Raw genomic sequence first — 13053 nt, 5'->3', positions numbered from 1 at the left:
TGGCGCACTTCTCATGCCGCAGTACCACGCATCAGGTCAGTCTGACCGAGGTCAAAACGCCCCAACACTTTTACCTTTGAGGTGCTCCCCAATTCGGCAAAAGACATCACAGGTACATGGTTGAATTCTTCGAGCAAAAGAGTGCGCAAAGGGCTGCGTAAATCCTGTGCAACCAACATCACGCTTTTGCTTTTTGGCCGGGCCACGAAGGCTTGGTTGAGCAGGTTGATCAGTGAAGCACTGCTGTCATTATCAAGGGCGAAAAACACCCCGGTCTGGGTCTGGCGCAGCGATTCGCGCAGCACGTTTTCGGTCTGTGGGGACAGCAACCAGGCATGCAGGCCGTCGGCCTCACTGTATTGGTGAAAAATCTGCGCTTTAAGCGCAATGCGCGCGTAGTCCGCCAACGCGTCCGGCTCTCGCTCATGCTGGCCGTATTCAATCAGCGACTCGACGATCAGCCTCACAGCACGCAGCGGTACGCCTTCGCCTGCCAGGCGTTGCAGGACTGCCGAGAAACGCGACAGCGGCATGATTCGCTGCAGCTCCTGTACCAATTCCGGCTGGTTATGTTCAAGCCAACTGAGGATCGACTTACTCTCCTGGATTCCCAGAAACTGGGGGCCGGACAGCATCATCGCTTGCTTCATGCGTTCGACGATCAAGCTCGTCGCACTGAAGCGCTCCAGCAGGGGGTCATCGAGCAAAGGATCATCCTGCGCCAACCACACCCAATCTTGCTCATCGCGTTCAGCCAGGCCTGGTATTGCGTGCTCAGGCACCTGTGCCAAGGCTTTACGCTCTACGGCCACATTGGTGACAACCGAGGCCTTGATCATCGGCACCTCGTGTACGCAGAAGCGCATTTCGTCGTCCGCCAACGAGTCGTTGAGTTCGACTTCAAACGGCGGCAGCGTGAGCCCGATATTCGCAACGAGTGCATTACGCGTCTGACGAAGGCCATGAACCAGCTCGATCACCTCAGGCGTTCCGCGCAAGACGGGAGAAAATTGCAAGAGATAGGGGCGCGACGGGTCAAACCCGCGCAAGTCCTCGTCACCGTTTTCTTCCGGGCGCACGGCCTGCGTGGCCTCGGCCTCGGGCGCCTCTTGCCGTTGACGTTGGCGCGCAAGGTAATAGCCCAGGGAGCCGGTCATCAGTGAGATAAGAATAAATACCAGGGTCGGCATGCCGGGCAACGCCGCAAACGCGAGCATGCCCACTGACGCAATCATCCAGCTCTTGGGTTCGCTGGTCATCTGACGGGCAATTTCTGCGCCCATGTTAGTCACGCCCCGGCGCCCATCCGGTGCGGCGCGGGTGATGATCATGCCCGCCGTCAGCGAGATCAGCAGCGCAGGGATTTGCGCAATCAAACCATCACCGATGGTCAGCACCGAATACAACGCAATGGATTCGCTGGCGCTCATGCCATGCTGGAACATACCCGTGGAAAAACCGCCCAACAGGTTGATCAACACGATCACCAGGCCTGCAACAGCGTCACCCTTGACGAACTTCATGGCGCCGTCCATGGCCCCGAACAACTGACTCTCGCGGGACAACTGGTCACGTTTGTCCCGCGCCTGATTGCCGTCGATCAGTCCCGCACGCAAGTCGCTGTCGATGGACATCTGCTTGCCGGGCATCGCGTCCAGGCTGAAGCGTGCGGCCACTTCGGCAACCCGCTCCGAGCCCTTGGTGATGACCAGGAAGTTGACCAGGGTGAGGATCATGAAGATCACCAACCCTACCGCCAGGTTGCCACCGACCACAAAGTTGCCGAACGCCTCGACGATGTCGCCGGCGTCCTGCTCCAGCAGGATCAAACGCGTGGTCGCGATAGACAGTGCCAGGCGAAACATCGTGGTCAACAGCAGAATCGAGGGGAACGACGAAAACGCCAAAGGCCCGGGCAGGTACAACGCCAGCACAATCAACAAGCAGGCAATACAGATATTGAGCGCAATGAGGATGTCCACCAGCCAGGTCGGCAGCGGCACGATGAAAATAAAGACGATGGCCAGTACCACCACAGCACCAAGGACTTCAGCACGTTGCGCAACCTTGAGCAGCCAGTGGTTGATAAACGCCAGCACCGTCACATCAACGCCCTCGGCTCAATCTGGCCCTTCTCCAGGCGCGTGAACTCATCCATCACCAGCAGGAAGTTATGCAAAGCCTCCTCGCGCCCCCGCGAGTCGCGCCATAAGGCCGCAGGCAAACCTTTGATCACGGGATAGAGCGCATTGAGAGAGGCCAGTTGGCGGGCCGCCGCATCCCCAGCCAATTCATCCGCCAGCAGTTGAACCTCGGAGGGGGCTATGCCATTGCCGGCATAACCCAACAGACGCTGCAACAGGTCAACGGCGTCGTGCTCAACGTTCAGACGCTGAACCAGGTCCTGGCAATTGGACAGTACCCCGCCCAATTGACCGCAGCTCTGTAACCCCAACAAAAGCGTGCGCAATTTGGCGGTGGGAATCGATGAGACGTACGCCGCAATATCATCCGCCAGGGCCCGGCGCATGAGGTTGAGCCCGACCGTAAACTGCTCGCCACCGTACTCTTTCAAAAGCGCCTGCATCATGCTGGCCAGGGATTGGCGCACGACCACATTGGCGTAGTAGAGCGTACGTATCGCCTGGCATTGCGCCGGATCGTCACTGCCTGACTGCAACGCCAGGGCAATATTAAGGCCCGCCTGTATTTCCCTCTTGTACTGAATCTCCAGCCTCGCCAGCGCTGCCCGAGCCAGCGCTGCCTCGCTCTTGACTTGCGCATCACGCGTCAACGCGGATTGGGTCTGGCGCACCTGCGCCTCGGCCTGCGCCGTAAGCTGACGAAGCACGACATAGGTACGTGCAGGGTCTCCACCCGTGAGGTCCACCAATTTTTCGAGACTAAGCTGGCGCTCCAGATACTGCCTGGCCACGATGACCATCTTTGCCAGGCTTTTCTGGGCGGGATGGCCCAGTCGATCATACAACTGCGCGAGCTGCTCGACCGGCGTGACAGGCCCCCCAATGGCACGTCGGGTCAACGCAGTGCCATGGGCCGCAGCTTCCTGGCTGAAGATGCCCGCGAGCGCATCAAAACCTGGCGCGGCATCCTGCGATGTGGTCGTGGCGACCTTCTCTGAAACGGATGGGTCCAAGCGCTGGATTCTGTGCAGATCGGGGTTGAATTCGACTTTCATGGGCATGCCAGGACAGGGAGTTTGTGTCTCTATGTGGCAACCCGGTGCCATACGGTTCCATAAAAACCACCCACACTCCCCGCTTTGAAAATACCTGCACAAAGCCGCCAATCGTTTTGCAAGTACCTGCGCAAAATCACACTATTTCAATTTATTTATATATATAAATCAGCAAGTTATAAGATTTTTTTGTTTGGCACAGCCAGTGCTAAAGGGGTTCCCGTCGAAATTATTTCGATAGCGTCTACCCTGAGGAAAAAATCGTGAATATTCCTATTGAAGCTTTAGCGCAGCTCGTTGGCGACTCGCCTCAATTCATGCTCCAACTGACGGACGACCAGCAAAAAAAACTCCGGCGTTTTATTCATAAACGCGTACTCAATCCCGAAGACGCCGACGACATCCTGCAACTGACCTACCTGGAGGCATGGCGTAACAGAGAGCGGTTCAGTGGCCAGGCTACCCTCAGTACCTGGATGTGCGGCATTGCGCAGAACCTGGTCCGCAACCATTTCCGGCGCCTGTATGCCAAACCGGTGCATTGCGAGTTCGATGAATCGCTGTGGCACGGCCAGGAAGAAAACAAGAATCTGGATTGGGAATTCGAGGTCAACCGCCGGCTGGAAAAAACCTTGAACGCCATCGATCATTTGCCGGCTGAGATGCGCAAGACGTTATATGCCTCCCTGGAAACCGATGGCAGTTACCAGGACACCGCCGACGTGCTGGACATCCCCATCGGTACCGTTCGCTCACGTCTGTCACGGGCGCGCGAACACCTGAAGCGCGTCACCCACACACCGCAGCATCCGTAAGCAAGCCCTGGGGGGCAAGCGTTGGGCGGCAGGGATATCTGCCCAACCGAATGACGCTTTACCGTGCGCAGAACAGGATCACAAGCCGCGCCGAATGGCACCTTGGGGGTCATCGTCAAAGTGTTTACAGCGCCACACCCTTGCGATCACGCGTTGAATACCGTCAGCAGAACACCGCAAAACCCATGTGGGATCTTCGTGGCTGAAATACCCGTATCCGCCACACCACTCGTCGCCGTTTGGCCTTATTCTGTTTAAACAGTTGAAAGCGTAGATAAATTTTTAAAATAAACGCTTGACGCATATGCGTTCTACGCGAATAATGCGCGCCACTTGGCTACGTAGCTCAGTTGGTTAGAGCATAGCATTCATAATGCTGGGGTCCGGGGTTCAAGTCCCTGCGTAGCCACCAAGTACTAAAAACGGCTTACCGAAAGGTAGGCCGTTTTTTTATGCCTGCACAAAAGTGCTCGGGCATACTCTCTGCGATTAACACCCCAAAATGCTGCTTTGAGTGCCATCCATGAGCCTGAGCGTATTCGCAATCATCCTGCTGGGCGCCGCCCTTCACGCCACGTGGAATGCGGTGGTCAAAGGCGGCGTCGACAAGCTGCTGACCACCTGCATGATTGCATCCGCCGCTTCATTGATTGCGCTGGCGGCCATCCCGTTTCTGGCGCTACCGGCCAGAGAAAGCTGGCCCTTCATCGGCGCATCGGTGGTTTTGCAGGTGTTGTATTTCGTACTGGTGGCCTCGACCTACCGCATTGCCGACATGAGCCAGACCTATCCGATCATGCGTGGCACTGCGCCGCTGCTGGTGGCGTTGGTGAGTGTGCTGGTGTTGCACGAGCCACTCTCGGCGTTTGCCTGGCTTGGCATTGGGGTGATCTGCCTGGGTATCTTGAGCATGGCCGCAGCGCCCTCGGCCGGTCATAAAAAAGGGCTGGTGCTCGCGCTGATAAACGCCTTGGTGATAGCCGGCTATACGCTGATTGATGGCCTTGGCGTGCGCAAGTCCGGCGCACCCGCGGCTTACACGCTGTGGATATTTTTGCTGACCGGCATCCCGCTCGCCGCGTGGGCCTTAGCCGCGCGGCGTGCAGCGTTCTGTCGCTACGTCGCCCGTAACTGGCAGCTTGGCGCCGTCGGGGGCGCAGGCACTGTGGCGTCATACGGCCTGGCGTTGTGGGCGATGACACACGCGCCCATCGCGACGGTTTCGGCCTTGCGTGAGACCTCGATCCTGTTTGGCGTAGTGATTTCGGCGTGGGTGCTCAAAGAGCATTTAACGCAGGCTCGCATCATTGCCGCCGGCATTATTGCCGTCGGGGCGATGGTGTTGCGCCTGGGCTGACCAGGACACATGCGCGCAAAAAAACTGAGGATCTGTACTTTGACGCTCCACGTAACCCACTGCTAGTGTCCTGCCTCCCTACATGGAGCACCTGTGATGAAACTGGATATCTATCAAGTCGACGCGTTCAGCCAACAGGTCTTCGGTGGTAACCCGGCGGCCGTCTGCCCGCTGACCGAGTGGTTGCCCACAGAGCAGCTGCACCACATCGCCGCCGAAAACAACCTTTCCGAAACCGCATTTTTCGTGCCTCGTGGCGAGGTGTATGAGCTGCGCTGGCTCACCCCCGAAGTCGAAGTGGACCTGTGTGGCCATGCGACGTTGGCCGCTGCCTGGGTGCTGATTCACAAACTCCCGAATCCCCCTGAGATCTTGCGTTTTGCCACCCGCAGCGGTGAGCTTCGCGTGACGCGCAATGGCGACGAACTGGCAATGGACTTCCCGGCCAAACAGCCCGAGCGTTGCGAGCCGCCAGCCGGCATGTTGAGCGCGCTGGGGCTCGAACACGCCGAGGTGTATGCCACTGATGACTATATCGTTGTCGTTGATGACGAAGCCCAGGTCGCGGCACTCACGCCAGATTTTGCACGCCTCAAGGGCCTGCCCAAACGCGGGATAGCAGTGACGGCCAAAAGCACGCGCTTTGATTTTGTTTCCCGTTGGTTTGGCCCGAATGTGGGCGTCAATGAAGACCCGGTCACCGGCTCGGCACACACCTCGCTGGCACCGTTCTGGGCCGAGCGCCTGGGCAAGTCGCAGTTGAGCGCCGAACAGGGCGGCAGGCGCCGTGGGCAACTGCGGTGTGAACTCAAAGGTGACCGCGTGATCATCTCAGGCCATGCAGCACTCTACCTGCAAGGCACGATTTACCTGTAAAAGGGATTGCCCAAGGACAACAGATCATTCTCAAAATGAACGGAGTTCAGCGCGTGTTCACGATTTCCCGCCGTCAACTGTCGATGGTTGCCGCAGCCCTGGTGCTGGCCGGCTGCCACACACCCGTCAACGAACAGCCTCCGGCACCGGAACTGGGCTCGGGTTACCGCACCGACCTCACCACCCGCCACGCCGAACGCCATATGGCCGCCGCCGCCAACCCGCTGGCGGCCGAAGCCGGGCGGGAGATGTTGCGCCAGGGCGGTTCGGCGATTGACGCCGCGATAGCGATGCAGGCGGTGCTGACCCTGGTGGAACCGCAGTCTTCCGGCATCGGCGGCGGCGCGTTCATCATGCTGTGGGACGGCAAGAACGTACACGCCTATGACGGCCGTGAAACGGCACCCGCCGGCGCGACTGAGCGCTTGTTCCTGAAGGCCGACGGCACGCCGATGGCGTTTCCCGAAGCGCAGATTGGCGGGCGTTCGGTCGGCACGCCGGGCGTCTTGCGGGCACTGCAGATGGCGCATCAAAAGACCGGGCACCTGCAATGGTCCAAGTTGTTTGAACCGGCGATCAGGCTGTCGGAGCAAGGCTTCGCGATTTCCCCACGCTTGCACGCACTGATTGCGGCCGACCGCTACATTCCCCAGTCGCCGGAAATGGCGGCTTACTTTCTGAACGCCGATGGCTCGCCTAAAGCCACCGGCACACTGTTGAAAAACCCGGCGCTGGCTGCTGTGTTCAAGCGCATCGCCAAGGAAGGCCCAGACGCGCTGTACCACGGGCCGATTGCCGATGAAATCGCGCGCAAGGTCCAGGGCAATCGCAATGCGGGCAGCCTCTCGCAGGCTGACCTTAAGGGCTACACCGCCAAGGAACGCACGCCGCTGTGCACCGACTACAAGCAATACCGGGTGTGCGGCATGCCGCCGCCGTCGTCGGGCGGGATAGCCGTCGCACAGATCCTCGGCACCTTGCAGGCAGTGGAGGCCCGTGACCCGCGCCTGGCCATCGCGCCGATGAAACCGCTGAAGAGTGCATCGCCTGCCGGCCTTGAGCCTGTGCCCGAAGCCGTACACCTGATCGCCGAAGCCGGCCGCCTGGCGTTTGCCGACCGTGCGCTGTATGTGGCCGACTCGGACTTCACCCCTGTACCGGTCGCGGGCCTTGTCGCCCCCAACTACCTGGCACAGCGCGCCACATTGATTGGCGAACGCAGCATGGGCATTGCCAAGCCGGGCACACCAGCGGGCATCCAGGTGGCCTACGCGCCGGACCGCTCGCCGCTGCGCATCTCCACCTCGCAAGTGGTGGCAGTGGATGACCAGGGCGGCGCGGTGTCGATGACCACCACGGTAGAAGCGGCGTTCGGCTCCCACGTGATGGTTCAGGGCTTTTTGCTCAACAACCAGATGACCGACTTTTCGTTTCTCCCTGAAGAAAACGGCCAGCCCGTGGCCAACCGCGTCGAACCCGGCAAGCGCCCTCGCTCAGCCATGGCGCCTACCCTGGTGTTCGACCGCAAGAGCGGCGAGCTGCTGGCGACGGTGGGTTCACCGGGCGGTTCGCAAATCATCGAATACGTGAGCAAATCCCTGGTGGCAATGCTCGACTGGAACCTCGACCCGCAAGCCGCCATCAGCCTGCCCAACTTTGGTAGCCGCAACGGCGCGACCGAGTTGGAGGCCGGCCTGTTCAGCCCTGCGTTGAAACAAGCGCTGCGTGACAAGGGCCACGCGTTGAGCGAAATCGATATGACCAGCGGCATCCAGGCCATTGTTCGCACGCGCGATGCTCAAGGCAAGGTAACCCTGAGCGGCGGCGCCGACCCTCGGCGTGAAGGCGAAGCGGTCGGTGACTGAATGTTCTACGAACGGAGAGCGTGCTGTGCAACAGGCCGATAACCTCGGCGCCCTTGGCGGCGTCGACCATGGTTTTTGCTCGATCAATGACCCCCAGCGCCCGGATGCAGTGTTCATCTGCAAGCAGGTACACAGCGCGACGGTGATTGAATGGCAGGCGCAGTTGGCAACCAACAGCGTGGCGGCGGATGGCGTGTTCACGCGCGAGCATCAGCCGATTGCGGTGATCACAGCCGATTGCCTGCCCATTCTTATCGCGGCTGAAGACGGTGCGACGGTCGCAGCGGTGCATGGCGGTTGGAAGGGGTTGCAAGGCGGGATCATCGCCAATGCCGTGCAGCAATTTGCCGACAAAGGCATCGCCGTGGAGCAGTTGCAGGTGGCAATCGGGCCGTCAATCAAACCGTGCTGCTATGAAGTGAGCGAGGACTTTATTGCGCAGTTTCAGGCGGATCAAGGCCATCTGTGGCCTGACGACCGGGCACCGTGGAGCTTCGTACAACCGGCGCCATTGCTGCCCCCCGAAATTGCCCCGCCCTATGCCAGGCAAACAGGAAGTGCCTGGTTTGATTTGAGCGGCTTCGGGGTAATGTTGCTGTTAGCAGCAGGGCTTAAGCGTGAGCAGATCGAAGTCAGTGAAGTGTGTACGTATTGCACATCCTCCACTTTCGCCAGCTATCGCAGGCGCACGCATCACCCTGAAGAAGCGAAGACGTTGATCTATTCGTGGATTGCTTGCAACCCCTGATCAGTGCCAAGGGCGCTTTTGTGGCGAGCGGGCTTGCCCCGCGTTGGGCTGCGCAGCAGCCCCAATTTAGCCACTACGTTATTTCAAGGTAGAACCGTGCTGTCTGGTGTTGGGGCCGCTTCGCGCCCCAACGGGAGCAAGCTCCCTCGCCACAGAGGCCACATGTTACTCGAGTCATTTCATCGGCTGATCTTAAGCCCCTTACGCCCGGCATGCCGCTCCAGCGCCAGCTCGATCAACCGGCCCACCAACTCGCTGTAACTCATCCCCGCCGCCTGCCACAGCTTCGGGTACATGCTGATACGTGTGAAACCTGGCAGTGAGTTGATCTCGTTGATCAGCACTTCACCGTCATCGGTGAGGAACACATCAACCCGCGCCAGGCCGGCGCAGCCCAGCACCTCAAACGCCTCAATGGCGAGGTGGCGAATGCGCTCGCTGGCTTCGACGCTGATATCGGCCGGCACCACCACTTGGGCCGCCTGGCCGTCGATGTATTTGCTGTCGTAGGAATAGAAGCCGTTGCTCACCACAATCTCGCCACAGCCACTGGCGATGGGGTTGTCGTTGCCCAATACGGCGCATTCGATTTCACGGCCCTGGACCGCGGACTCCACCAGCACTTTTTCATCGAAGCCCAAGGCCAGTTCAACAGCGGCGTGGTACTCGGCCTCGTTGCCAACCTTACTCACACCCACCGAAGAACCCTGGTTGGCGGGTTTGACGAACATCGGCAAACCGAGCTTGTTCACAGCCGCTTCAAACGAGGTACGCGCCGCGTTGCGGCGAGTCAGGGTGATAAACGGTGTGACAGCAATACCGGCATCGCGCAGCAGACGCTTGCTGATGTCTTTGTCCATGCAGACCGCCGAACCCAGCACGTCGGAGCCGACGAAAGGCAGGTCGGCCATGCGCAGCAGGCCTTGCAGGCAGCCGTCTTCGCCGAGGGTGCCGTGGACGATGGGGAAGATCACGTCGATATGTTCCAGCAGGCCCTGACCGGAGGTTTCTACCACTTGCTGGTTGGCCTTGCCCGGCACCACTGCAAGTTCACGGTTGGATTGGTTAAGAGCGATGAGCGCCGGGTTTTCCTGGTTGATCAGAAAGTTCGACGTGTCGTTGAGGTGCCAGTGGCCGGCCTTGTCGATGCCGATCAAGACCGGCTCAAAGCGCGAACGGTCCAGCGCATCGACGATATTGCGCGCCGACTGCAACGAGACTTCGTGCTCGGCCGAACGGCCACCAAAAATAATACCTACACGCACCTTGCTCATGACCCGGCCTCACTGTTGAAAGTAAGGCTTCTTACCATGAGCGGTCAGCGATTCGCTACCAGATGTGCGCCGAACAGCAGGTAGCAACCACCGGCAAAGCGGTCGAGCCATTTGCGTGAACGCGCGTAAAGGCTGGCCATGCGCTCGCTGGAAAACACCAGGGCAACACTGGAATACCAACTGAACGACAAGGTGGCCATGGTGATGACGGCCAGGGTAAGCAGCGCGGGCGAAGGAGATGGCGGCATGGTCGAGGCAAAGGCCGTCGCGACGAACAGCGCAGCCTTGGGGTTGGACAAGTTGCCCAGTAACCCGAACCGCCAGGCAGAGAACAATGAGCGGCGCGGTGCGTCGGGCAGAACCGTCTGGCCCGCAGCCGGAGCCGAGCGTTTGAACAACTTGAGCCCAAGGTAGATCAGGTAGCAACCGCCGATGATCTTGAATGCCAGGTAGAGCATCGGCGCGGCGGTAAACAGCGACTTGATGCCCAAGCCGCCCGCCAAGCCCCAAATGATCGTGCCGCTGGCTACACCCGCCGACGCCACAACGCCATGGCGCCTGGAGCAGCTGGCAGCCAACTGCGCGGTGTTGAAAAAGTTCGGCCCAGGCGTTACGACAGCGACTGTCCACAGCAGCGCCAGCGAGACCAGCGGGGCCACATAGGCAGGGTTGATAACGTCCATGGGCAGCTCCGTCAGCGCAGTACACGAACCCGGATCATAGGCCTCGCCCAACGCCTGCACAATCGTACAAGACCTCGGCAGACAACCGATGCAGACTCGGTTAACGTGTTTCCACCTCTACATGTGACAAGTCATCATGGGCCAACCCACTTCCACCCTCGACTGGCTGCACCGCGCCCCGCACGCCAGCGGCCTGGACCGTATCGAGGCGTACTTTGCAGGCTTTGCGTTTGACCCGCATCGCCACGACACCTACGCCATCGGCCGCACCTTGTTTGGCGTGCAAAGCTACCACTACCGTGGCTGCATGACCCATAGCCTGCCGGGCAGGACCATGGTGATTCACCCCGATGAATCCCATGACGGCCGCGCCAGCAGCGTGGAGGGGTTCAAGTACCGGATGATTTATGTGGAGCCGGCGCTGATCCAGCAGATTCTCGGTGGTCGGCCATTGCCGTTTATCCACAACGGTTTGTCGACTGACCCACGCCTTTTCCGCGCCAGCGAAGTGTTGCTGCAAAACCTCGACTGCCCGGTTGACCCGATGCAGGAACAGGACGCCCTGTTCGACCTGGCACACGCGCTGAACGCAGCGTCCGGCGCGATCATCAGCCGCAAGTCGTTCGATTATGTGGCTGCCGAGCGCGCCCGCGAGTTTATCCACAGCGCCCTGGGCCGCAGCATCACCCTGGATGAAATGGCCGACCACTGCGGTCGCGATCGCTGGGCGCTGTCGCGAGACTTTCGTTTGTTGTTCGGCACCAGCCCCTACCGCTACCTGACCATGCGCCGGCTGGACTTGGTGCGCAGCTTGCTGGCCCAGGGCCAATCGCTGGTGGACGCGGCCCTGACCGCAGGGTTCACCGACCAGAGCCATATGACCCGGCAATTTCGCAGCACCTACGGCATGCCGCCGTCGCGATGGGTGAAGATGCTAGGGCGCTGATTGGCCCACCTGAAATGCGATTAAACCTGTGGGAGCTGGCTTGCCTGCGATTGCGGTGCATCAGTCAATATATTGGGTGCCTGACACACGCTATCGCAGGCAAGCCAGCTCCCACAATGCGGGGTCGCCGGCAAAAACACTCACCCGGCCTGCAGCACGCTGCAGCCGTGGCTTACAGCTCGCGCCCGACAACCGGCGCACCGATGCTGAGGAAATTTCCGCCGGCGATATGGTGCAAGGTGCGCAATTCGTCATGCCCTTCGAAGTGCCAATGCCCGTCGCTGAACACGCGCTCGTCGGCATAGGCGCCGATCACTTCGCCGAGGAACAGGTCGTAGGTCTGCTGGTTGTGCGGCTCGGGCAGCAAGCGGCACTCCAGCCAGGCCACGCAGCCTTCCAGCAGCGGCGCCTGGGTGTGCTCGCCACTGAAGGTGTGCAGGCCGTAGGCGGCGAACTTGTCGGTCTCGGAACCGCTGGTATTGCCGACCGTCTGCACCAGATCGGCCTGCGCCACACAGGGTACTTGCAACACAAACGTGCCGGCGCCTTCCAGCAGTTGCCGGGTCCAGGTGGACTTGTCCAACACCACGGCGACTTTGGGCGGTTCAAAATCCAGCGGCATCGCCCAGGCGGCGGCCATGATGTTGCGTTTGCCATCGTGGGCTGCGCTGACCAGCACAGTCGGGCCGTGGTTGAGCAAGCGGTAGGCCTTGGACAGCGGAACGGGGCGACGGTGGGTCGGGCTCATGGAGGGTCGGCTCTTCAAGCAAGAAAAAACCTACGATACCTCAAGCACACGCCCTACGGGTCAGCTCGACAGCTGATTGGCGAACTGGCCCACCGCGCTGACGACTTTTTGCGCACCGTCCTGGATCTCCACGATCACCGTGCCCGCCTCGGCCGCCAGGGCCAGGCCTTGTTCGGCCTGCAGGCGGCCATCGTTCATCAAGGTCACTGCATCGCGGGCCATGTCCTGGTTCTGGCGGACTACGCCGACAATCTCTTCCGTGGCTTTGCTGGTACGCGAGGCCAACTGACGTACCTCATCGGCCACCACCGCAAAGCCACGGCCCTGTTCACCGGCACGTGCCGCTTCAATGGCTGCGTTGAGCGCCAGCAGGTTGGTCTGTTCGGCGATACCGCTGATGGTCTTGACGATAGTGCCGATCACTTGGGATTGGGCATTCAGCGCCTCGATGCCGTCACCGGCCTGTTGCATATGCTTGGCCAGATCACGCATCACATCCACCGCCTGGGTTACCACGGTGGTGCCGCGCTGGGCGCTGTTGT

At 60.2% G+C, this 13053-nt stretch carries 11 protein-coding genes, 1 tRNA gene and 1 pseudogene; 7 read left to right on the top strand and 6 right to left on the bottom strand.

All coding sequences use genetic code 11. The annotated features are described in order from the left end of the window. Positions 1-11: 11 nt before the first annotated feature. A complete protein-coding gene (gene sctV, locus GIW48_RS00205; protein WP_099549211.1) occupies positions 12-2105 on the bottom strand; it encodes a type III secretion system export apparatus subunit SctV in 2094 nt (697 codons plus the stop codon). After that, positions 2102-3199: a TyeA family type III secretion system gatekeeper subunit gene (locus GIW48_RS00200; protein WP_236460580.1), complete on the bottom strand. Its 1098-nt coding sequence runs from the start codon at positions 3197-3199 to the stop codon at positions 2102-2104. Before GIW48_RS00200 ends, sctV begins: the two co-directional genes overlap by 4 nt. Before the next feature lie 263 nt (positions 3200-3462). Here GIW48_RS00200 and GIW48_RS00195 point away from each other — a divergent pair, with 263 nt between their 5' ends. The 6 genes from GIW48_RS00195 to pgeF all read left to right on the top strand — a co-directional run bounded on the left by GIW48_RS00195 (position 3463) and on the right by pgeF (position 8860). Continuing rightward, the gene (locus GIW48_RS00195; protein WP_017137665.1) at positions 3463-4014 is read left to right on the top strand and encodes an RNA polymerase sigma factor; all 552 of its coding nucleotides are present in this window, start codon (positions 3463-3465) and stop codon (positions 4012-4014) included. 335 nt (positions 4015-4349) lie between these two features. Continuing rightward, positions 4350-4426 (top strand) — tRNA-Met (locus GIW48_RS00190). A 111-nt stretch (positions 4427-4537) separates the two neighbouring features. Further along, positions 4538-5371, top strand: coding sequence for an EamA family transporter (locus GIW48_RS00185; protein ID WP_236460578.1), 834 nt, complete (start codon positions 4538-4540; stop codon positions 5369-5371). Between the two features lie 96 nt (positions 5372-5467). Next, on the top strand, positions 5468-6247 hold the full coding sequence (locus GIW48_RS00180; RefSeq protein WP_017137667.1) for a PhzF family phenazine biosynthesis protein: 780 nt from the start codon (positions 5468-5470) through the stop codon (positions 6245-6247). A 35-nt stretch (positions 6248-6282) separates the two neighbouring features. After that, the gene (ggt, locus tag GIW48_RS00175; RefSeq protein ID WP_050547746.1) at positions 6283-8112 is read left to right on the top strand and encodes a gamma-glutamyltransferase; all 1830 of its coding nucleotides are present in this window, start codon (positions 6283-6285) and stop codon (positions 8110-8112) included. Positions 8113-8137: 25 nt separating this feature from the next. Continuing rightward, positions 8138-8860 (top strand): peptidoglycan editing factor PgeF, encoded by a 723-nt coding sequence (gene pgeF, locus GIW48_RS00170; protein WP_236460577.1) that lies wholly within the window; start codon positions 8138-8140, stop codon positions 8858-8860. Between the two features lie 179 nt (positions 8861-9039). Here the strand turns inward: pgeF and ddlA are convergent, their stop codons facing one another. Both ddlA and GIW48_RS00160 read right to left on the bottom strand, forming a co-directional pair. Further along, complete coding sequence (ddlA, locus tag GIW48_RS00165; protein ID WP_176991524.1) at positions 9040-10134, bottom strand: D-alanine--D-alanine ligase; 1095 nt, start codon at positions 10132-10134, stop codon at positions 9040-9042. 44 nt (positions 10135-10178) lie between these two features. Further along, positions 10179-10817, bottom strand: coding sequence for a LysE family translocator (locus tag GIW48_RS00160; protein WP_017137671.1), 639 nt, complete (start codon positions 10815-10817; stop codon positions 10179-10181). Between the two features lie 136 nt (positions 10818-10953). Between GIW48_RS00160 and GIW48_RS00155 the strand changes: the two genes are divergently transcribed. After that, positions 10954-11763 carry an AraC family transcriptional regulator gene (locus tag GIW48_RS00155; RefSeq protein WP_017137672.1) on the top strand — a complete coding sequence of 270 codons (810 nt, stop codon included), beginning with the start codon at positions 10954-10956 and terminating at the stop codon, positions 11761-11763. A 172-nt stretch (positions 11764-11935) separates the two neighbouring features. On the opposite strand, the gene GIW48_RS00150 is transcribed toward GIW48_RS00155, so the two are convergent. Both GIW48_RS00150 and GIW48_RS29795 read right to left on the bottom strand, forming a co-directional pair. Then, positions 11936-12511: a flavin reductase family protein gene (locus GIW48_RS00150; protein WP_169986786.1), complete on the bottom strand. Its 576-nt coding sequence runs from the start codon at positions 12509-12511 to the stop codon at positions 11936-11938. Positions 12512-12571: 60 nt separating this feature from the next. Beyond that, positions 12572-13003: pseudogene (locus GIW48_RS29795) on the bottom strand (methyl-accepting chemotaxis protein); the annotation flags it as partial. Positions 13004-13053 lie beyond the last annotated feature (50 nt).

The sequence above is a fragment of the Pseudomonas sp. PA-6-3C genome (genome assembly GCF_021605825.1).
GTDB classification, from domain to species: domain Bacteria; phylum Pseudomonadota; class Gammaproteobacteria; order Pseudomonadales; family Pseudomonadaceae; genus Aquipseudomonas; species Aquipseudomonas edaphica.
This window is presented reverse-complemented; position numbering and strand designations above follow the sequence as displayed.

Excerpts from the sequence above, each read along its gene's own strand:
- GIW48_RS00200 (WP_236460580.1), bottom strand. The coding sequence starts at position 3,199 with ATGAAAGTCGAATTCAACCCCGATCTGCACAGAATCCAGCGCTTGGAC.
- GIW48_RS00185 (WP_236460578.1), top strand. The coding sequence starts at position 4,538 with ATGAGCCTGAGCGTATTCGCAATCATCCTGCTGGGCGCCGCCCTTCAC.
- GIW48_RS00180 (WP_017137667.1), top strand. The coding sequence starts at position 5,468 with ATGAAACTGGATATCTATCAAGTCGACGCGTTCAGCCAACAGGTCTTC.
- ggt (WP_050547746.1), top strand. The coding sequence starts at position 6,283 with ATGAACGGAGTTCAGCGCGTGTTCACGATTTCCCGCCGTCAACTGTCG.
- ddlA (WP_176991524.1), bottom strand. The coding sequence starts at position 10,134 with ATGAGCAAGGTGCGTGTAGGTATTATTTTTGGTGGCCGTTCGGCCGAG.
- GIW48_RS00160 (WP_017137671.1), bottom strand. The coding sequence starts at position 10,817 with ATGGACGTTATCAACCCTGCCTATGTGGCCCCGCTGGTCTCGCTGGCG.
- GIW48_RS00155 (WP_017137672.1), top strand. The coding sequence starts at position 10,954 with ATGGGCCAACCCACTTCCACCCTCGACTGGCTGCACCGCGCCCCGCAC.
- GIW48_RS00150 (WP_169986786.1), bottom strand. The coding sequence starts at position 12,511 with ATGAGCCCGACCCACCGTCGCCCCGTTCCGCTGTCCAAGGCCTACCGC.